Source organism: Micromonospora nigra (genome assembly GCF_900091585.1).
Taxonomy (GTDB): Bacteria; Actinomycetota; Actinomycetes; order Mycobacteriales; family Micromonosporaceae; genus Micromonospora; species Micromonospora nigra.
On record NZ_FMHT01000003.1, the window covers coordinates 1,891,241 to 1,910,852 of the forward strand.

The window sequence follows — 19,612 nt, forward strand, 5'->3', positions numbered from 1 at the left end:
CGCCGGTCCGAGCGGACCTGAGCTGCGGGGGCCTGAGCCGTGCCGGCCGGAGCCGCGCGGAGTCCCTCAGCGGGCCGCGACCCGGGGCGGCTCGCGCACCGGTACGGGTGGCACGGCGGCGCCGACGAACCGGCGGTACACCGCCTCGTAGCCGAGCGCCATGCGCTGCGTGGAGAAGTTCTCCACGACGTGCGCCACGCAGTCCGCCGGGTCGATCCGGGACGCGGCGCGCAGCGCGGCGGGCAGTTCGTCGTCGCGTTCGCAGACCAGGCCCGTCACACCGGGCCGGACCAGCTCGGGCACCGAGCCCCGGTGCAGCGCCACCACCGGCGTGCCGGTCGCCATCGCCTCCAGGATGACCATGCCGAACGGCTCCTCCCACTGGATCGGCATGATCAGGCAGCGCGCCTCGACGAGCAGCCGCAGGGCGGCGGTCCGGTCGGCGTCCATCACCACCGTCACGTCCTCGCCCAACATCGGCCGGACCACCTCGTGGAAGTAGCTCCGCTCGGCCGGCTCGTTGCACTTGCCGGCGAGCACCAGCGGCAGCCCCGCCTCCCGACAGGCCCGGATCGCGAGGTCGGGGCCCTTGTCGGGGCTGAACCTGGCCAGCCAGAGCACCGGGCCGGGACCGGGCGCGTACTTGCGGGGGATGCCCTGCACGTCCATCGCGTTGTGTACGGTGCCGACCCACGGCAGCCCCGGGTTGAGGCGGCGCTGGGCGTGTGAGATCGCCACCAGGCCGACTCCGTGGTCGGTGTCGCCGAGCACCGTGCCGTACTCACCGACGGGGTTGCCGTGCACGGTGGCGACGGTCGGCACCGCCCGCCTGCCGGCGACCAGCGGCCCGATGGTGGTGTGGTCGTGGATCACGTCGAAGTCGGCCGGGTCGACGAGGTCGTTGACCCGGGCCAGGTGGGCCAGTTCGGGCAGCGACTCGCCCAGGCGGTGGTACTGCAACTGCGGCCCGGTCGAGACGAAGCCGGCGGCGGTGCCGTGGTGCTCGCCGGCCCCGAACAGGGTCACCGCGTGGCCGCGCGCCACCAACGCGTCGACCAGCCCCGCCACCACGTTCTCCAGACCGCCGTACCCCGGTGGAGGCACCGACAGCCACGGCGGCACCACCATCGCGATGCGCAGCGGCCGCTCGGCCGGAAGGTGGTTGTCGGCCACGAGTCCTCCCCGTCGGTCTGCGGTGGCACGGGCGCCCCGGCGGAGCGGTCGGTGGGGGTTTCCCACTGCCGGTGGCACCAAACGACGTCGCCCCGCCGGGTCAACCGCCGACCAGCAGGCGGTCCCGCACCGCCCGGACGCCCCCGGTCGACCAGGCGATCCGCTCCGCCTGGTCGCGTTCCCACCCGGAGCGGACCACCCCGCCCAGCACGACCGCACCCCCGTCGTGCACCTCGACCGTCACCCGCTCGGTGCCGATGCCCCGCAGCAGGGCCCGCTGGACGTCCCGACGGATCCGGTCGTTGTCCGATGGGGTGTCGGGCCTGACCTCGACCAGGTTTGTCACCCCGCGTACGCCGCGCAGCCGGCGCAGCTCCGCCTCGGCGGTGCGCCGCTGCCAGCCGAACTCGACCTCGCCGCGCAGCATCACCCAGCCGGCCGACACGGTCACGTCGAGCCGTTCGGCGGGCACGAAGCTGTCCCAGTCCAGCGCGCGGACGGCCGCGATGGCCAGGTCGCCGTCGGTCACCTCCACCGGGCCGGGCGGGCGTACCTCGATCTGGTCGGCGACCGCCCGCACCCCGCGTACCCGGTGGGCGCAGCGCTGCGCCGCCCACCTCCGGGCCGCGCCGTCCACCTGCCCGGTGAGGGTGACCACACCGTCGGACACGCTCACCCCGATGCCGGTGGCGTGCACCTCGGCCGCCCAGGACAGTTCGGCGAGCACGTCACGTTGGATCAGGTCGTCACTGCGGACGGCGGCCGCGGTGGCGGTCATGGCAACCCCTCCCGTACGTCTCGGCTGGTCCCACGCTGCCTCGTGGCGGGGTGGGCCGGGCTCACCCGGACCGGGTGAACCGGTCCCGACACGCCAAACGGGCGGCGGGTGACGCGACCGCTGGTCGCGTCACCCGCCGCCCGAGGAGGGAGCTGGTTGCCCGGTACCGCCTAGGACGCCTCGGCGAGCGTCACGACGACGCTGGCCTCGGCGCCGTTGCGCTGGTAGGTCACCTCGACCCGGTCGCCGACCTTGCCGGCCTGCACGGCGCCGACGAGATCGGTGGAGTCGTTGATCACCTTGTCGCCGAAGCGGATGATGACGTCGCCGCGCTGGAGCCCGGCGCGTTCGGCGGCGCTGCCGGGGCTGACGGCGGCGACCAGCGCGCCACCGCCCGGGGCAGCGTTCACGCTGACACCGAGGGACGGGTGGCTGACCTTCTCGCCCCGCTGGAGCTTGCCGGCCACGTCCTTGGCCTTGTTGCTCGGGATCGCGAAGCCCACACCGATGTTGCCGCTGCTCTGCCCGGAGGTGGCGATGGCCGTGTTGATGCCGATCACCTCGCCCCGGGTGTTGACCAGCGCACCCCCGGAGTTGCCCGGGTTGATGGGCGCGTCGGTCTGGAGCAGGCCGGAGATCGAACTGGCGCCCCGGCCCGGCTCCTGCTGGCTGCCCGCGGAGATGGTGCGGTCACGGGCGCTGAGGATGCCGGCGGTGACGGAGCCCTGTAGGCCCAGCGGGCTGCCGAGGGCGAGCACCTGGTCGCCGACCTGCATGGCGTCACTGTCGCCGAAGGTGGCCGCCTTCAGGTCGCGTACGCCGCCGGCCTTGAGTACGGCCAGGTCGGTCTTCGGGTCGGTACCGACGATCTCCGCCTGGGCGATGGTGCCGTTGGCGAAGATCACCCGGACGTTGTCGGCCGAGGCGACCACGTGGTTGTTGGTCAGCACGAAGCCGTCGGCGCTGAGGATCACGCCGGAGCCCTCGCCGCTGTCGGTGGCGATCGACACCACGCTGTCCTGTACGGCGGCGGCGATCTTCGGCAGATCCGCGCCGTTGATCACGGGTGCCGCGGAGTAGGTGCGGGTCACTCCGCCGTCGCTGTCCAGGGCGTGCACCAGCGCGCCGCCGGCCACGCCGGAGCCGAGCATCAGGGCGAAGACCGCCACACCGGCGCCGGCGAACTTGGCGATCCGGCCCGGCCGGGGGCCCGACTGCGGCGCCGGGGCCCACGGTGCCGCCGGCTGGCCCGGGTAGCCCGCGCCGGGGTAGCCGGGCTGCGCGGACGGATAGCCCGACTGGGCCGTGGCCGGATAGCCCGACTGGGACGAGCCCGGGTAACCCGACTGGGCCGGGGCCGGATAGCCCGACTGGGCCCCGGGGTAGCCACTCTGGGAAGTGGAGGGATAGCCCGACTGGGCGGCGGACGGGTAGCCGGGCTGGTTCGCGGCGTGGTAGCCGAGCTGCGGCGCGGCCGGATAGCCGGGCTGGGACGAGCCCGGGTTGCCCGTTCCCGGCCCGGGACGGCCGGGCTGCGGGCCGGCCCAGGGGCCCTGCTGACCAGGGTGGAACGGTGCGCCGGGCTGGCGGGCGGCCGGATACGGGCCGGCCTGCGGCTGCCCGGCCTGCGGGTACGGCGGGGCCGACGGCGTGGCAGAACCGCCGTCACGGGCGGCCTCGGCAGCGGCGTGGCCGCCGTCGGAGGCGGAAGCGGAGTCGGACGGGCTGCCGGGGCGGGACTCCGGCGCACCGGCGACGCGGAGCGCCTCGGTCGGTTCGGCGGGGTCGGACTGCGCACGCTCGGCGCCAGGCAGCTCGGGGGATGCCGGGTCGGCGTCGGAGGGGGCCGGCCGCCGTTGCGGGTCGGACTCGTACTCGGTCATGTCACCACTGTGCCCGGTGACACTAGGACGAGGCTGGGCCGGGGCTGAACGTTAGCTGAAAGTCACCCGCCCTCACCGTCCGCGTTCGGGGCCAGCGGGAGCCGGACCCGGAAGGTCGCTCCCCCACCCGCCGTCTCCGCCACCTCGACGGTGCCCTCGTGGGCGGCGACCAGAGCGGCGACGATCGCCAGCCCCAGCCCTGTCCCGGTGGTGCCGCCGGCCCGCCGGGTCCGTGCCGCGTCCGCCCGGTAGAACCGCTCGAACACCCGCTCCGCCTGCTCGGGGGTGAGACCCGGGCCGGTGTCGGCCACCTCCACCACGGCCACGTCCTCCACCACGGTGACGTCGCCGGGTTCGGCACGCAACCGCAGCGTCACCGTCGCCTCGGCCGGGGTGTGCCGCAGTGCGTTGGTCATCAGGTTGCCGATCACCTGGCGCAGCCGCGCGTCGTCGCCCCGCACCACCAGCGGCCCGGAGTGGGGGGCGATCTCCAGGTCGATGCGCCGGTCGGGCGCCACGGCGCGGGCGGCCTCCACGGCGTCCGCCGCCAGCACGGGCAACTCCACCGGGGCCAGGGACAGCGGTCGCTCCCGGTCCAGCCGGGCCAGCAGCAGCAGGTCCTCCACCAGCAGCCCCATCCGGGACGCCTCGTCCTCGATGCGGCGCAGCAGGTCGGCGGTTTGCTCGGGTGCGCGGGCGGCACCCTGCCGGTACAGCTCCGCGAAGCCCCGGATGGTGGTCAGCGGCGTACGCAGCTCGTGTGAGGCGTCCGCCACGAACTGCCGCATCCGCTCCTCCGAGCGGCGTGCCCGCGCCTCGGAGGCCAGCGCCGACCCGGCGGCGTCGCGGGCGGCGGCCTCGGCGGCACGGGCGGCGATCTCCGAGGCCGCCCGTGCGGTGAAGGCCACCTCGATCTGGGTCAGCATCGCGTTCAGTGCCCGCGACAGCCGGCCCAGCTCCGAGGTGGGGCAGGGATCCCCCTCCTCCGGGTCGGGCACCCGCTGGCTCAGGTCGCCGCCGGCGATGGCGGCGGCCGTGCGTTCGATCTCCACCAGCGGTTTCAGGCTGGTCCGTACGATCGCCGCGCCGATCGAGGCGAGCAGCACCAGGACCGCCCCGCCGACCAGCACGTCGATCCAGACCAGCCGGGTGACCGCCCGGTCGACGTCGGTGAGGTGCTGGCCGATGGCCGCCCACTGGCCGTTGGGCAGCTGCGTGTAGAGCATCCGCCACCGCACCTCGCTGCCCCTCGCCCGCTGCGGGACGGGCTCCCCGGCCCGCTCCTCGAAGCCCGCCGCGTTCGCCGGGATCAGCGGCAGGTCCCGTTCGTCGAACTGGCGCACGTCGTACTTCTCGGGATACACCTTCCCGCTGCTGCGGTCGGTCACCACCACCAGGTAGTCGGTGGGGAAGCCGATCGGGCCCTCCTGGCCGGCCAGCAGCGCGAGTTCGACGTTGCGGGCCGCGCCGCGCAGTTCGGCGTCGACCTGGTCGATGAGGTAGCTGCGGAGGAAGAACGTGGTCAGCGATGCGATCACCAGCAGCGCCGCCGCGACCAGGGTCAGGACCGCCGCGACCAGCTTGACGCGCAGCGGAATGCCGCGCAGCCGGAGCTTGCCCTGCTGGTACGCGTTCACGCCGCCGGCTTGCGCAGCACGTACCCGACCCCCCGCAGGGTGTGGATCAGGCGGGGCTGGGTGGTGTCGACCTTGCGCCGCAGGTACGAGATGTACGACTCGACGATGTTGTCGTCGCCACGGAAGTCGTAGTTCCACACGTGGTCGAGGATCTGTGCCTTGGACAGCACCCGGTTGGCGTTGAGCATCAGGTAGCGCAGCAACTTGAACTCGGTGGGCGAGAGCTGGACCCGCTGCCCGGCGCGGTAGACCTCGTGGGTCTCCTCGTCGAGTTCCAGGTCGGCGAAGGTGAGCCGGGCCGGGGCCTGCTCGCCGGTGCTGGTGCGGCGCAGCACGGCGCGGATCCGCGCGGTCAGTTCCTCCAGGCTGAACGGCTTGGTGACGTAGTCGTCGCCGCCCAGGGTGAGGCCGCGGATCTTGTCGTCGGTGGCGTCGCGGGCGGTCAGGAAGACCACCGGGGTACGCGTGCCACCCTCGCGCAGCATCCGGATCACCTCGAAGCCGTCGAGGTCGGGCAGCATCACGTCGAGGACCACGAGGTCGGGCCGGTGGTCCTTGGCGGCGTGCAGCGCGGCGCTGCCGCTGGTCGCGGTCGCCACGTCGAAGCCCGCGAAACGCAGGCTGGCGGAGAGCAGTTCGAGGATGTTGGGATCGTCCTCGACGACGAGCAGTCGCGCCTCGGTCTGGGTAGCGGCCATGCCGCCCATCATCCGCGCTCACGCTGCACCCGCGCTGGACGGAGGCTGGAAAGAACCTGTGAGCGTGTTCAGGCGGCCAGGTCGAGTTCCCCGGCGGGCTCCACGGCGGCGGGCTCCACGGCGGCGGGCGGGCCGGCGGACACCCGTCGCGGCGCCGCGGACGGGCGGCCCGCCGACGACGGCACGAGGCGTACCGCCGACTCGGCGGCCCTGGCCAGCGCCCGCCGGTCGGTGCCGGCGGCCGGGTGCAGCACCCCGGCGACCGTCACCGACACCACCAGCCCCGGCGCGGCCAGCACCCGGCGTACCGACCGCCACAGCGTCTCTTCGCCGAGGAACGCGGTCGCGGTGCTCGGGGCACCGGTCCCGGCGCATCCGTAGCTGATCCGCAGCGGCACCACCGGGGTGCCCGCGTCAACGGCCGCCTGGAACAGCGCCGGCCGGAAACCCCGGGCCGGTCGGCATCCGGCGGACACGCCGCACCACGTGGTGCCCTCGGGAAACACCGCGACCGTGTGCCCGGTCCGCAGCGCGGCCCGCACCCGGCCCACGGCCTCCGGCAGGTCCCGGGGGCGGGAGCGGTCGACGAACAGGGTGCCGCCCACCCGGGCGAGCAGTCCGAGCAGCGGCCAGCCCCGCACCTCTCCCTTGGCCACCATCCGGGCGGGCGCGACCGCGAGCAGCGCCGGCACGTCCAGCCAGGAGACGTGGTTGGCGACCACCAGAGCCCGGCGGCGGGGCAGCCGGCCCCGCACGACCAGCCGCACCCCGAACGCCCGGACGGTGGCCCGCGCCCAGCTTCGCAGCGCGGTTCGGCGCTCCCGTACGGGCAGCACCGGGAGCACCGCCGCCATGCCGACACCGAGCAGCAGCATTCCGAGCACGGCGAGCAGCCGCGCCGCCTGCCGCGCCGCCGAGACCGCCGGCACGGCACCGTCGACGGGCAGGCAGGCCGGGTAGCAGCCGGAGGCCGGGAGCCAGAGGTCGGGTGCGCCGACGCTCACCGTGTCGGATGCGCCGACGCTCACCGTGTCGAATGCGCCGACGCTCACCGTGTCGAATGCGCCGACGCTCACCGCTGCACCTCGCCGAGGAAGTGGCGCAGGTGGCGGGGGTGCATCCGGTCCAGGGAGAACAGCACGTAGAAGTCCGCCACCCCGAAGTCGGGGTCGTACGCCGGCTCGCCGGCGATCCACGCACCCAACCGGAGGTAGCCGCGCAGCAGCGGCGGAACCGCCGCGCGGACGGCCGGGTCGGGGAGAGCCGGCGCGCCGGGTTCGGCGAACCAGGGGCGCAGCGGTCGTACCCGCAGCCGCGGCGGCGCGAGGTGCCGGTCCTGCGCGCGGGCCCACACCTCGGCGGCGGCCTGCCCACCGTCGGCGACCGGCACGGACGCGCAGCCCCCCAGCCAGCGCATCCCGCGCAGGTGCAGGTAGCGGCTGATCCCGGCCCACATCAGGTTGATCACCGCGCCGGTGCGGTGGTCCGGGTGGACGCAGGACCGGCCCGCCTCGACCAGGTCGTCGCGCAGCGGGTCGAGGGCCCGCAGGTCGAACTCGGTCTCCGCGTACCGCCGGGTGGTCCGGCCGGGCGGGAGCAGGCGGTAGGTGCCCACCACCTCGCCGGTGTCCTCCCGCCGCACGAGCAGGTGGTCGCAGGCGGGGTCGAGGTCGTCGGCGTCCAGGCCGGCCGGGTGGGGGCGCAGGGCAGCGCCGAGTTCGGTGCCGAACACCCGGTGACGCAGCCGCTGGGCGGCGGCGACCTGGGCCGGGTCGTCAGCGATTGACAGAATGTATCCGCTGGTCGTCAGGGCTGCGCCAGCGAGGGGCGAAACGGCCATGCCACCTGTGTAGGGGCCCGGGGTTGCCGGCCACGGTGGTGAGGGGTGTCGATCGGGTGAACGCCGGCCGGCGGCCGGTGGGCGGCGTCGACCGGCCGGTGTGCGAGGCTGCCGGGGCGACTGGCGACGCGGCCGGGGCAGCCAGTACCGGGAGGGCTGATGATCATCGAGTCCCGCTTCAACGGGCCGCCCGGCTCCGGCAACGGCGGGTGGAGTGCCGGGATCTTCGCCGGGGCGTACGGCGGCAGCGGCCCGGTCGAGGTGACGTTGCGCCGCCCGCCGCCGCTGGACACGCCGCTGACCCTCGTCGACGGGGAGGTCCGCGATCCCGACGGGGAACTCGTCGCGCAGGTCGGCCCGGCGGAGCCGGTCGAGGCGGTGGTGCCGCCGGTGGACCCGGCGACCGCGCGGGAGGCCGCCGCGGCGTACCCCGGACTGGTGGACCACCCGTTCCCCGGCTGCTACGTCTGCGGGCCGGACCGCGACGACGGCCTGCGGATCTTCCCGGGCCGGCTGCCGGACGGCCGGACGGCGGCGCCCTTCCGGGCACCCGCGCAGGTCGACGTGGCGACGGTGTGGGCGGCGTTGGACTGCCCCGGCGGCTGGGCGGTGATCGGGGCGGGCCGGCCCTACCTGCTGGGCCGGCTCGCGGCCGTGGTGCGGGGTCTGCCGCAGCCGGGCGAGGAGTGCGTGGTCACCGGCGCAGCCGTCGCCACCGAGGGGCGCCGGGCGCTGGTGCATTCCAGCCTATACGGTCATAGCGGTGCCCTGCTCGGCGTGGCGCGGGCCACCTGGGTCGCGGTGCCGGCGCCACGGGTCGTCCCTGCGGAGGACCGGCCTCCTGCCTGAGGTGGAGAGGGAACTACGGACCGCGCCCGATGGTCTGGTTGCGTTGACCAGGCAGGCTGTCCAACGGCGCACCCCGACGCCGCACCCTGGGAGAAGGAGAACGATGACTGACGGGCAGCGAAGCCCCACCGTTGACGGACAGATCGTGGTGTCCGGTCTGACGAAGCAGTACCGCAACCTCAGGGCGGTCGACAACCTGTCCTTCACCGTCGAGCCGGGACGGGTGACCGGCTTCCTCGGCCCGAACGGTGCGGGTAAGACGACCACCCTGCGCATGCTGCTGAACCTGGTCACCCCGACCGCCGGCACGGCGACCGTCGGGGGACACCGGTACGCCGACCTGACGGACCCGCTGCGGCACGTCGGCGCGGTGCTGGAGGCGTCCAGCGCGCACAAGGGCCGCACCGGCATCAACCACCTGCGGGTGATCTGCGCGGCGGCGGGCCTGCCGAAGCAGCGCGCCGCCGAGGCGCTGGAGATGGTGGGTCTGGCCCCGGCGGCGAAGCGCCGGTTCAAGGGCTACTCGCTGGGCATGAAGCAGCGGCTCGGCATCGCCGCCGCGATGCTCGGCGACCCGCGGGTGCTGATCCTCGACGAACCGGCCAACGGGCTGGACCCGGAGGGCATCCGGTGGATGCGCGGGTTCCTCAAGAGCCTGGCCAGCCAGGGGCGGACCGTGCTCGTCTCCAGCCACCTGCTGTCGGAGATGCAGCTGCTCGCCGACGACGTGGTGATCATCGCGGCGGGTCGGCTGGTCCGTCAGGGCCCGGTCGACCGGGTGATCGGCTCGATGGCCCAGGGCGCCCGGGTACGGGTCCGCACCCCGAACGCCGAGGCCCTGACCACGGCGTTGGCGACGGAGTCCGCGACCGTCGAGGCGGACCCGACCGGCCCGCTGCTGATCTCCGGGGTGGACGCGCCGACCGTGGGCCGGGTCGCCCTGGCCGCTGGCGTGGAACTCCACGAACTGACCACCGAACGACCCGACCTCGAACGGGTGTTCCTGGAACTGACGGCCGGGAAGGCGGGCATCCGATGAACCTGGTCCGATCCGAACTGCTGAAGATCCGCACCACCAGCACCTGGTGGATCTTCGGGCTGATCGCCCTGCCGCTGTGGGGCATCGCTCTGCTGTTCAACTGGTTGCAGACCGACGCGCTGGCCGGCGACAGCTTCGGCGAGGTGCCGGCCGACCAGGCCGACGCGGTCGAGGCGCTGTCCAGCCCGGCGGCGCTGGCGGCGAACCTCTACACCAACGGTCAACTCTTCGGCCTGATGATCGTGATGCTGCTCGGTGTGGTCGTGGTGACCAGCGAGTTCTTCCACCAGACGGTGACCACGACCTTCCTGACCACCCCGCACCGCACCGCGGTGATGCTGGCGAAGCTCGTCGCGGCGGCCTGCCTGGGCGTGCTGTTCTGGCTGTTCACGACGGCGCTCAACCTGGTCGCCGGCACGGCGGTACTGAACGCCACCGGCGTCGGCTCCCAGCTGGGAGCGAGCGAGGCGTGGGAGGCGATCGCGCTCAACGGCCTCGCCTACCTGCTGTGGGCGATCCTGGGCGTCGGCCTGGGTGTGCTGATCCGCAGCCAGATCGGTGCCACGGTGACCGGCATCCTGCTCTACCTGGGCGGCACCATCGGCGCGGCCACCGTCATCGCGCTCCTGGCCTCGCGCTACGGCGAGTGGATCAACGATCTCCAGCTGCTGGTGCCCTCGCTGGCGTCGAGCCTGATGGTCGCCGGGACCGACATCCCCGGCAATCCGCCCCGGTGGGCGGGCGCGGCGGTGCTGATCGGGTACGCCGTGGTGGCCGGCGCGATCGGCGCGCTGACGATGCGGCGACGCGACATCTCCTGACCAGGGGCCGCACGTACGGGTGGGGGCGACGCCGTCGGGCGTCGCCCCCACCGTCGTCTCGCGCGACCGTCGCCCACCTCGCGGTCCGCGACCGTCGTCGCCTAGCAGGAATCGTACGAACACGCAGCGCTTGCGGAACTTCTGGCATCTTCTGTGAATCCGGCCACGCGACGGAGGCGGAAATGCCGGGGACTTTCGCACGGCGTAGCCTGGGACCGTCTTCCGTGTGCCCACCGTCCCGGGCTGTGGAAGCCACCGCGTGACAGCCAACCCGCGTGAAAGAGGCGATTAGCGGCCGTGTCGACCCAGCAGACTTCGCAGGAGAACCCACTGGCGGGTTTCGGCCCGAACGAGTGGATCGTCGAGGAGATGTACCAGCGCTACCTCGCCGACCCCACCAGCGTCGACCCGGCCTGGCACGACTTCTTCGCCGACTACCGGCCGGGAGCCGGCTCGGCCTCCGCCAAGACCGGGCCGACCCCGGCCAGGACCGACGACGCCGCCACGTCGGCTCCCGGGGCCGCCGAGCCCACGAAGGCCGCCGGGCCCACGAAGGAAGCCGGGCCGTCCAAGGAAGCCGAGGCCACGAAGGCCGCGGCACCCACGAAGGCCGCCACACCCACCAAGGCCGCCGAGCGCGGGCCCGAGCCGAAGCCGGCGCAGCCGGCCGCGAAGACGGAGGCCCCGGCGAAGCCCGCCGCGCCCGCCAAGCCCGCCGGCACGAAGGCCGCGCCCGCCAGGTCCACCGGCAAGGCCTCCCCGGCGAAGACCGCCCCCTCCGCCACCGGCCCGGAGACCACGCCGCTGCGCGGCATCGCCGCGAAGATCGTCCAGAACATGGACGCCTCGCTGGCCGTGCCCACCGCGACGAGCGTGCGGGCCGTCCCGGCGAAGCTGCTGGTCGACAACCGCATCGTGATCAACAATCACCTCGCCCGGGGCCGGGGCGGCAAGGTCAGCTTCACCCACCTGATCGGGTACGCGATGGTGCGGGCGCTCGTCGCCCACCCGGAGATGAACAACTCCTTCGCCGAGGTCGACGGCAAGCCGGCCGTGGTCCGCCCGGAGCACGTCAACCTGGGCATCGCGATCGACCTGACCAAGCCCGACGGCAGCCGCAACCTGGTGGTCCCCTCCATCAAGGCGTGCGAGCAGATGGACTTCCGGCAGTTCTGGCAGGCGTACGAGGACGTCGTCCGGCGGGCTCGGCGCAACGAGCTGACCATGGACGACTACTCGGGCACCACGATCTCCCTGACCAACCCGGGCGGCATCGGCACGGTCCACTCGATGCCGCGACTCATGCAGGGGCAGAGCGCGATCATCGGCGTGGGCGCGATGGAGTACCCGGCGCCCTACCAGGGCATGAGCGAGGCCACCCTGGCCGAGCTGGCGGTCAGCAAGGTCATCACGCTGACCAGCACGTACGACCACCGGATCATCCAGGGCGCGCAGTCCGGCGAGTTCCTCAAGGTCATGCACGAGCTGCTGCTCGGTGAGCACGGCTTCTACGACCAGCTCTTCACCTCGCTGCGCATCCCGTACGAGCCGGTGCGCTGGATGCGCGACGTGGCGGTCGACAGCGAGGGCCAGATCAACAAGACGGCCCGGGTGCACGAACTGATCCACGCCTACCGGGTCCGGGGCCACCTGATGGCCGACACCGACCCGCTGGAGTTCAAGATCCGCAAGCACCCCGACCTGGACGTACTCCAGCACGGGTTGACGCTGTGGGACCTGGACCGCCAGTTCCCGGTGAACGGCTTCGCCGGCAGGCAGCGGATGAAGCTGCGCGACATCCTCGGTGTGCTGCGCGACTCGTACTGCCGCCGGGTCGGCATCGAGTACATGCACATCCAGGACCCGGAGGAGCGGCGCTGGATCCAGGAGCGGGTCGAGCGCAGGTACGAGAAGCCGGCGGCCGACGAGCAGAAGCACGTGCTCAACCGGCTCAACGCCGCCGAGGCGTTCGAGACCTTCCTGCAGACCAAGTACGTCGGGCAGAAGCGCTTCTCGCTGGAGGGCGGCGAGTCGTTGATCCCGCTGCTCGGCGAGGTGCTGGAGGCGTCCGCCGAGGGTGGGCTGGACGAGGTCGTCATCGGCATGGCCCACCGGGGCCGGCTCAACGTGCTGGCCAACATCGTCGGCAAGCCGTACGAGAAGATCTTCTCGGAGTTCGAGGGCCACCTGGACCCGCGCTCCACCCAGGGTTCCGGCGACGTGAAGTACCACCTGGGCCAGAACGGCAAGTTCACCGCGCCGGACGGCGAACACGCGGTCAAGGTGTCGGTGGTGGCCAACCCGTCCCACCTGGAGGCCGTGGACCCGGTGCTGGAGGGCATCGTCCGCGCCAAGCAGGACCGCATCGACCTCAAGCTGGAGGGCTACACCGTGCTGCCGCTGGCGGTGCACGGCGACGCCGCCTTCGCCGGCCAGGGTGTGGTCGCCGAGACGCTGAACCTGTCCCAGCTGCGCGGCTACCGCACCGGCGGCACCGTGCACGTGGTGGTCAACAACCAGGTCGGCTTCACCACCGCCCCGGAGTACAGCCGGTCCAGCCTCTACAGCACCGACGTGGCCCGGATGATCCAGGCGCCGATCTTCCACGTCAACGGCGACGACCCCGAGGCCGTGGTCCGGGTCGCCCGGCTGGCCTTCGAGTACCGGCAGGCGTTCAACAAGGACGTCGTGATCGACCTGGTCTGCTACCGGCGGCGTGGGCACAACGAGGGCGACGACCCGTCGATGTCCAACCCGCAGATGTACAAGATCATCGACTCGAAGCGCTCGGTCCGCAAGCTCTACACCGAGGAACTGATCGGGCGGGGCGACATCACCGTGGAGGACGCGGAGGAGCTGCTGCGCGACTACCAGTCGCAGCTGGAGCGGGTCTTCAAGGCCACCCGGGACGCGGCCACCACGCCGCGTCAGCTCAGCCGGCCGGCCCGACAGGACGAGCCGGAGCCCGAGGTGGAGACCGCCACCGACGCCTCGGTGGTCCGGGCGGTCGGCGAGGCCCACGTCAACCTGCCGGAGGGTTTCACCCCGCACAAGCGGATCCAGCAGTTGCTCGACCGGCGCGCGAAGATGGCCGTCGAGGGCAACATCGACTGGGGCTTCGGCGAGATCATCGCCTTCGGGGCCCTGCTGCACGACGGGGTGACGGTCCGTCTCGCCGGGCAGGACTCGCGCCGGGGCACCTTCGTGCAGCGGCACGCCTCGGTGGTGGACGCGCAGACCGGCGACGACTACCTGCCGCTGGCGTCACTGACCGCCGACGGCGAGCGTTCCCGGTTCTTCGTCCACGACTCCCTGCTGTCGGAGTACGCGGCGATGGGTTTCGAGTACGGCTACTCGGTGGAGAACCCCAACGCGCTGGTCTGCTGGGAGGCGCAGTTCGGCGACTTCGTCAACGGCGCCCAGTCGGTCATCGACGAGTTCATCTCCTCCGGCGAGGTGAAGTGGAGCCAGCGCTCCGCGGTCACCCTGCTGCTGCCGCACGGTCACGAGGGTCAGGGCCCCGACCACACCTCCGGCCGCCCGGAGCGGTTCCTCCAGCTCTGCGCGGAAGACAACATGCGGGTGGCCATCCCCACCACCCCGGCGAACTACTTCCACCTGCTGCGCCGCCAGGCCCTGTCGCCGAAGCGCAAGCCGCTGGTGGTGTTCACGCCGAAGTCGCTGCTGCGCCACAAGCTCTGCGTGTCGCAGGTGGAGGACTTCACCACGGGCACCTTCGCGCCGGTGCTGGGTGACCAGGCCGCCCCGGCGTCCGAGCAGGTCAAGCGGGTGCTGCTCTGCTCCGGCAAGGTCTACTACGACCTGTTCCAGGCCCGCGAGGAGCGCGGCGTCACCGACACCGCGATCATCCGGCTGGAGCAGCTCTACCCGCTGCCGGTGGAGGAGATCCGGGCGGCGCTGGCGGCGTACCCGAACGCGGAGGACTTCGCCTGGGTGCAGGAGGAGCCGGCCAACCAGGGTGCCTGGTCGTTCGTGGCACTCAACCTGCTGGAACACCTGGCCGACGTGCGGCTGCGGCGCATCTCGCGACCGGCCGCCGCCGCCCCGGCGGTGGGCTCGGCGAAGATGCACGAGGTGGAGCAGGCGGCCCTGATCGAGGCGGCCCTCCCCCGCCCGTGACACCGACGAACGCACACCGGACACCAGGCGGGGCGTCGTGAACGACGCCCCGCCCCACCTGTCCGGGGCCGATCGCGCCAACGGACCGCCGGCGCGGTCGGCAGGTCAGCGCGTCGACAGGGCCGGCTGGCCGGCAGGTCAGCGCGGTCAACAGGGCCGGCTGACCGGACGAGACGAGGAGCATCGATGTATTTCACCGACCGGGGGATCGAGGAGCTGGTCGAGCGGCGCGGCGAGGAGTCCGTCAGCGTCGAGTGGCTGGGCGAGCGGCTGCGCGACTTCGTCGACCTCAACCCCGAGTTCGAAACCCCCATCGAGCGGTTCGCGACGTGGCTCGCCCGGCTCGACGACCCCGACGACGACTGACCGTGGCAATCGACCCGCACGGACCGGCCCGGCCCGGCCGCGAGAAGGTGGGAACAGGATCCGTCCGCGTCCGAGTGACCCACGCCGACCGAACCACGATCTTGTAGCGTGAGGGCGTGGCCCGAAGCGTGTACCTGACCAGCGTGGGATCGGGCGGGGGCAAGTCGACCATTGCCCTCGGCCTCGCCGAGCTGCTGTCCCGGCAGGTCGAACGGATCGGCGTGTTCCGCCCGCTGGTCGCGGGCAGGCGGCCGGATCCGATCCTCGCCCTGCTCGCCGACCGCTACCGGGTCGAGCTGCCCGTCGACGAACTGTCCGGCACCACCTACGCCGAGGCCACCGCCATGGTCGCCGACGGCCGGCGGGAGGAACTGATCTCCCGAATCGTGGAACGCTACCGCGAGGTGGAGCGGCGCTGCCCGGCTGTCGTCGTGGTGGGCAGCGACTTCGCCGACGGCGGCGACGGTGCGGGGCCCCGCGAGCTGGCCTTCAACGCCCGGCTGGCCACCGAGTTCGGCAGCGTCGTGGTGCCCGTCGTGGACGGCTTCGGGCAGCGGCCCGAGGCGATCACAGCCGCCGCGCGGGGGGCGTACCACGACCTGGAGGATCTCGGGGCCACCGTGCTGGCGGTCGTCGCCAACCGGGTGTCCGGCGGGATGACGCTGCCGGAGCTGCCCGTGCCCACGTACGCCATCCCGGAGGTGCCGACCGTGTCGGCGCCGACGGTGGCCGAGGTGGCGGCGGCGCTCGGTGCCACCATGCTCGCCGGGGACGACACAGCGCTCGGCCGGGACGTGCTCGACTACGTGGTCGGCGCGGCCCACGTGCCCATCCTGCTCGACCACCTGACCGACGGTGCCCTGGTCATCACCCCCGGAGACCGGGCCGACCTGCTGGTCGCCGCGGGCGCCGCGCACGTCGCCGGGCAGGTGTCGCTGGCCGGGCTGGTCCTCACCCTCGGCGAGCCGCCCGACCCCCGGGCGATGCGCCTGGTGGAACGCCTCAACACCGGGCTGGCGGTGCTGTCAGTGCCCAGCGACAGCTACGACACGGTGGCGGCGTCCAGCCGGATCGAGGGCCGACCCAGCGCCACCAACCCGCGCAAGGTCGAGGCGGCGCTCGGTGCCTTCGAGGCGAACGTGGACACCGCGGAACTGGCCAGCCGGCTGCGGGTCAGCCGCTCGGCGCGGGTCACCCCGCTGATGTTCGAGTACGACCTGATCGACCGCGCCCGCGCCCAGCGTCGGCACCTGGTGCTTCCCGAGGGCACCGAGGAGCGGATCCTGCGCGCGGCCGAGATCCTGCTGCGCCGGGGCGTGGCCGACCTGACCCTGCTCGGCCGGCCCGACGACGTGGCCCGGCGCACCCGGGAACTGGGCGTGGACATCGGCGCGGCCCGGGTGGTCGACCCGGCGACCAGCGAGTGGCGCGACGGGTTCGCCGAGGCGTACGCGAAGCTGCGCGCCCACCGTGGCGTCACCGCCGAACTGGCGCACGACATCGTGGCCCAGCCGAACTACTTCGGCACGATGATGGTGCAGGCCGGCCGCGCCGACGGGATGGTCTCCGGAGCCACCCACACCACCGCCGCCACCATCCGACCCGCGTTCGAGATCATCCGCACGGTGCCGGGGCTCTCGGTGGCCTCCAGCGTGTTCTTCATGCTGCTCGCCGACCGGGTGCTGGTCTACGGCGACTGCGCGGTCAACCCCGACCCGGACGCCGCCCAGCTCGCCGACATCGCGACCTCCTCGGCCGACACCGCCGCCCGGTTCGGCATCGAGACACGGGTGGCGATGCTGTCGTACTCGACCGGCAGTTCGGGGGCGGGGGCCGACGTGGAGAAGGTGGCGGCGGCAACCGCGCTGGTTCGCGAGCGCCGGCCCGACCTGCTGGTGGAGGGCCCGATCCAGTACGACGCGGCGATCGACCCGGCGGTGGCGGCGACGAAGCTGCCGGGCAGCCCCGTGGCGGGACGGGCGACGGTGTTCATCTTCCCCGACCTGAACACCGGCAACAACACCTACAAGGCGGTGCAGCGCTCCGCCGGGGCGGTGGCCGTCGGCCCGGTCATGCAGGGCCTGCGCCGCCCCGTCAACGACCTCTCCCGGGGAGCCACCGTGCCCGACATCGTCAACACCGTGGCGATCACCGCCATCCAGGCCGCCGGCCAACCGGCGACATCCACCGACATCCAGGCCGCCGGCCAGCCGGCGCGGGGGGTGGTGGAGTGAGCCGGGTGCTGGTGCTCAACTGCGGATCGTCGTCGGTCAAGTGGCGGCTCTACGACGACGACCGGATCGTCGACCGGGGCACCGTCGAGCGGGTCGGAGAGCCCGGCGGCGGGCCGGCGGACCACGAGACGGCGGTACGGCGGATCATCGACGGGCTGGATCTGGGCGGCCTCGTCGCCGTGGGGCACCGGGTGGTGCACGGCGGTCAGCGGTTCACCGCGCCGGTGCTGGTCGACGACGCGGTGCTGGCCGCCATCGGCGACCTGGTGCCGTTGGCGCCGCTGCACAATCCGGCGAACCTGGCCGGCATCGCGGTGGCCCGCCAGGCGCTGCCCGACGTGCCGCAGGTCGCGGTGTTCGACACCGCGTTCCACCACACCCTGCCCGAGGCCGCGGCGACCTACGCGATCGACCGGGACACCGCCCAGCGCTACGGCATCCGGCGGTACGGCTTCCACGGCACCTCCCACGCGTACGTCTCGCGGCGCACCGCCGAGCTGCTCGGCCGGCCGTACGGGCAGGTGAACACCATCACCCTGCACCTGGGCAACGGCGCCAGCGCCTGCGCGGTGGCCGGGGGGCGCAGCGTGGCCACCTCGATGGGCATGTCCCCGCTGGAGGGGCTGGTGATGGGCACCCGCAGCGGCGACCTGGATCCGACGATCGTGTTCCACCTGCGCCGCGAAGGCGGGCTCGGCGTCGACGAGATCGACGACCTGCTCAACCACCGCAGTGGCCTGTTCGGGCTGAGCGGCGACAACGACATGCGTGAGGTGCTGGCCCGGCGGGCGGCCGGGGACGGGGCGGCGGCGCTGGCCTTCGACGTCTACTGCCGGCGGATCACCAGCTACGTGGGGGCGTACTACGCGTTGCTCGGCCGGGTGGACGCGGTCACCTTCACGGCGGGGGTCGGGGAGCACGCCGCGCCGGTGCGGGAGGCGGCCCTGGCCGGGCTGGAACGGCTCGGCGTCGTCGTGGACCCGCAACGCAACGCGGGCGACGGTGACCGGTTCATCTCCCCCGAGGGGTCGGAGGTGGCCGTGTGCGTCATCGGCACCGACGAGGAACGCGAGATCGCCCGGGAGGCCCGGGCCGTGGTGGCAGCCGCCGGCTGACGCGGCCCGATCACCGGGGCGGGGCACGGTGGCCGGGCGGGCGGGGCACAATCGGAACCATGCCGCGTCGCGTCACCCCCGCCCTGCTCGTCAGCGCCCTGCTCGCCGCCGGTCTGGTCGGCTGCTCCACGGAAGGCCCACCCGCTGCCCGGGTCGACCCGCCAGCCCCGCAGGCGACCACCCCGGCGCCGGCGGCATCCGCCGGCAGCGCCCCCGGAAGGTCGTTCGCGGTCGGCGTACGCCAGCTCGAACTCACCCGGGAGGACCGTCCGCTGCCCGTGACGGTCTGGTACCCGGCCGGCGGGAAGGCCGGCGGTGAGGCACGCCGATCGGCGGCGGTGGCGCGCGGGTCGTTCCCGGTGGTGATGTTCAGCCACGGGCTGGGTGGCCGGCCGGCGGACTACGAGGCCCTGCTCACCCGCTGGGCGGCGGCGGGTTTCGTGGTGGCCGCACCGACCTTCCCGCGCACCTCCTCCGGCGGCGACGGCCACGTGCTCGACGTGCTGAACCAGCCGGCCGACGTGTCGCACGTGCTGACCCGGGTGCTGTCGCTCGACACGAAGGCGGGTGACCCGCTCAACGGCCGGCTCGACACCGAGCGGGTGGCGGCGGCCGGGCACTCGGCCGGCGGGGTGACCACCATCGGGCTGTTCACCACGGGCCGGGACGAGCGGTTGGACGCGGGGGTCGTCTTCGCGGGCACCGCCCTCGGGGTGGGCACCGCCTTCGCGGGTGCCGCCGCCCCGCAGCTGTTCGTGCACGGCGAGGCCGACGAGGTGGTCGAGTACGCGGCCGGCAGGGCCGTGTACGACAAGGTGCCCTGGCCCAAGGCCATGCTCAGCCTGCCCAGGGGCGACCACGGGCGGGGGCTGCTCGGCGACGGCGTGTCACTGCGGGTGGTCTCGGACACCACGGTCGAGTTCCTGCGCTGGACACTCTACGGCGACGAGGCCGCCAAGCGGCGACTCGCCGAGGACACCACGCGCGACGACGTCGCCACCTTCGACAACCGCCTCTGAGCGGGAGACCCGCCCCCGGC

The 19,612-nt window shown here is 73.3% G+C and carries 15 protein-coding genes; 8 read left to right on the plus strand and 7 right to left on the minus strand.

The genetic code is table 11. The annotated features are described in order from the left end of the window. Positions 1-66: 66 nt before the first annotated feature. The 7 genes from GA0070616_RS07855 to GA0070616_RS07885 form a co-directional block, all read right to left on the minus strand. Positions 67-1,128 carry a glycosyltransferase family 4 protein gene (locus tag GA0070616_RS07855; RefSeq protein WP_091090191.1) on the minus strand — a complete coding sequence of 354 codons (1,062 nt, stop codon included), beginning with the start codon at positions 1,126-1,128 and terminating at the stop codon, positions 67-69. A gap of 145 nt (positions 1,129-1,273) precedes the next feature. Then, the gene (locus GA0070616_RS07860) at positions 1,274-1,951 is read right to left on the minus strand and encodes a BON domain-containing protein (RefSeq protein WP_091078651.1); all 678 of its coding nucleotides are present in this window, start codon (positions 1,949-1,951) and stop codon (positions 1,274-1,276) included. Between the two features lie 170 nt (positions 1,952-2,121). Further along, positions 2,122-3,834, minus strand: a complete 1,713-nt coding sequence (locus tag GA0070616_RS07865; RefSeq protein ID WP_091078654.1) for a trypsin-like peptidase domain-containing protein — start codon at positions 3,832-3,834, stop codon at positions 2,122-2,124. A gap of 62 nt (positions 3,835-3,896) precedes the next feature. Next, a complete protein-coding gene (locus GA0070616_RS07870; RefSeq protein ID WP_091078657.1) occupies positions 3,897-5,471 on the minus strand; it encodes a sensor histidine kinase in 1,575 nt (524 codons plus the stop codon). Continuing rightward, complete coding sequence (locus GA0070616_RS07875; RefSeq protein ID WP_091078660.1) at positions 5,468-6,169, minus strand: response regulator transcription factor; 702 nt, start codon at positions 6,167-6,169, stop codon at positions 5,468-5,470. The genes GA0070616_RS07870 and GA0070616_RS07875 overlap by 4 nt, the downstream gene beginning before the upstream one ends. 68 nt (positions 6,170-6,237) lie before the next feature. Then, positions 6,238-7,173, minus strand: coding sequence for a lysophospholipid acyltransferase family protein (locus tag GA0070616_RS07880; RefSeq protein WP_091090200.1), 936 nt, complete (start codon positions 7,171-7,173; stop codon positions 6,238-6,240). A 68-nt stretch (positions 7,174-7,241) separates the two neighbouring features. Then, positions 7,242-8,009, minus strand: coding sequence for a GNAT family N-acetyltransferase (locus GA0070616_RS07885; protein ID WP_091078663.1), 768 nt, complete (start codon positions 8,007-8,009; stop codon positions 7,242-7,244). Between the two features lie 159 nt (positions 8,010-8,168). Here GA0070616_RS07885 and GA0070616_RS07890 point away from each other — a divergent pair, with 159 nt between their 5' ends. The 8 genes from GA0070616_RS07890 to GA0070616_RS07925 all read left to right on the plus strand — a co-directional run bounded on the left by GA0070616_RS07890 (position 8,169) and on the right by GA0070616_RS07925 (position 19,592). Further along, positions 8,169-8,858, plus strand: coding sequence for a hypothetical protein (locus GA0070616_RS07890; RefSeq protein WP_091078667.1), 690 nt, complete (start codon positions 8,169-8,171; stop codon positions 8,856-8,858). A 103-nt stretch (positions 8,859-8,961) separates the two neighbouring features. Next, entirely contained in the window at positions 8,962-9,897 is a 936-nt protein-coding gene (locus GA0070616_RS07895; RefSeq protein WP_091078670.1) for an ABC transporter ATP-binding protein, read from the plus strand. Beyond that, positions 9,894-10,718, plus strand: a complete 825-nt coding sequence (locus tag GA0070616_RS07900) for an ABC transporter permease (RefSeq protein WP_091078674.1) — start codon at positions 9,894-9,896, stop codon at positions 10,716-10,718. Before GA0070616_RS07895 ends, GA0070616_RS07900 begins: the two co-directional genes overlap by 4 nt. A 297-nt stretch (positions 10,719-11,015) precedes the next feature. Next, on the plus strand, positions 11,016-14,858 hold the full coding sequence (locus GA0070616_RS07905) for a multifunctional oxoglutarate decarboxylase/oxoglutarate dehydrogenase thiamine pyrophosphate-binding subunit/dihydrolipoyllysine-residue succinyltransferase subunit (protein ID WP_091078677.1): 3,843 nt from the start codon (positions 11,016-11,018) through the stop codon (positions 14,856-14,858). A 186-nt stretch (positions 14,859-15,044) separates the two neighbouring features. After that, positions 15,045-15,224: a DUF6104 family protein gene (locus GA0070616_RS07910; protein ID WP_091078681.1), complete on the plus strand. Its 180-nt coding sequence runs from the start codon at positions 15,045-15,047 to the stop codon at positions 15,222-15,224. 116 nt (positions 15,225-15,340) lie between these two features. Further along, on the plus strand, positions 15,341-17,458 hold the full coding sequence (gene pta / locus GA0070616_RS07915) for a phosphate acetyltransferase (protein WP_091078684.1): 2,118 nt from the start codon (positions 15,341-15,343) through the stop codon (positions 17,456-17,458). Further along, positions 17,455-18,573, plus strand: coding sequence for an acetate kinase (locus tag GA0070616_RS07920; RefSeq protein ID WP_091078687.1), 1,119 nt, complete (start codon positions 17,455-17,457; stop codon positions 18,571-18,573). The genes pta and GA0070616_RS07920 overlap by 4 nt, the downstream gene beginning before the upstream one ends. A 59-nt stretch (positions 18,574-18,632) precedes the next feature. Continuing rightward, entirely contained in the window at positions 18,633-19,592 is a 960-nt protein-coding gene (locus tag GA0070616_RS07925) for an alpha/beta hydrolase family protein (protein ID WP_091078690.1), read from the plus strand. Positions 19,593-19,612: the final 20 nt, after the last annotated feature.

Bases quoted from the DNA above. Each gene is read 5' to 3' on its own strand.
- GA0070616_RS07855 (WP_091090191.1), bottom strand. From the start codon at position 1,128: ATGGTGGTGCCGCCGTGGCTGTCGGTGCCTCCACCGGGGTACGGCGGT.
- GA0070616_RS07860 (WP_091078651.1), bottom strand. From the start codon at position 1,951: ATGACCGCCACCGCGGCCGCCGTCCGCAGTGACGACCTGATCCAACGT.
- GA0070616_RS07865 (WP_091078654.1), bottom strand. From the start codon at position 3,834: ATGACCGAGTACGAGTCCGACCCGCAACGGCGGCCGGCCCCCTCCGAC.
- GA0070616_RS07875 (WP_091078660.1), bottom strand. From the start codon at position 6,169: ATGGCCGCTACCCAGACCGAGGCGCGACTGCTCGTCGTCGAGGACGAT.
- GA0070616_RS07885 (WP_091078663.1), bottom strand. From the start codon at position 8,009: ATGGCCGTTTCGCCCCTCGCTGGCGCAGCCCTGACGACCAGCGGATAC.
- GA0070616_RS07890 (WP_091078667.1), top strand. From the start codon at position 8,169: ATGATCATCGAGTCCCGCTTCAACGGGCCGCCCGGCTCCGGCAACGGC.
- GA0070616_RS07895 (WP_091078670.1), top strand. From the start codon at position 8,962: ATGACTGACGGGCAGCGAAGCCCCACCGTTGACGGACAGATCGTGGTG.
- GA0070616_RS07900 (WP_091078674.1), top strand. From the start codon at position 9,894: ATGAACCTGGTCCGATCCGAACTGCTGAAGATCCGCACCACCAGCACC.
- GA0070616_RS07910 (WP_091078681.1), top strand. From the start codon at position 15,045: ATGTATTTCACCGACCGGGGGATCGAGGAGCTGGTCGAGCGGCGCGGC.
- GA0070616_RS07925 (WP_091078690.1), top strand. From the start codon at position 18,633: ATGCCGCGTCGCGTCACCCCCGCCCTGCTCGTCAGCGCCCTGCTCGCC.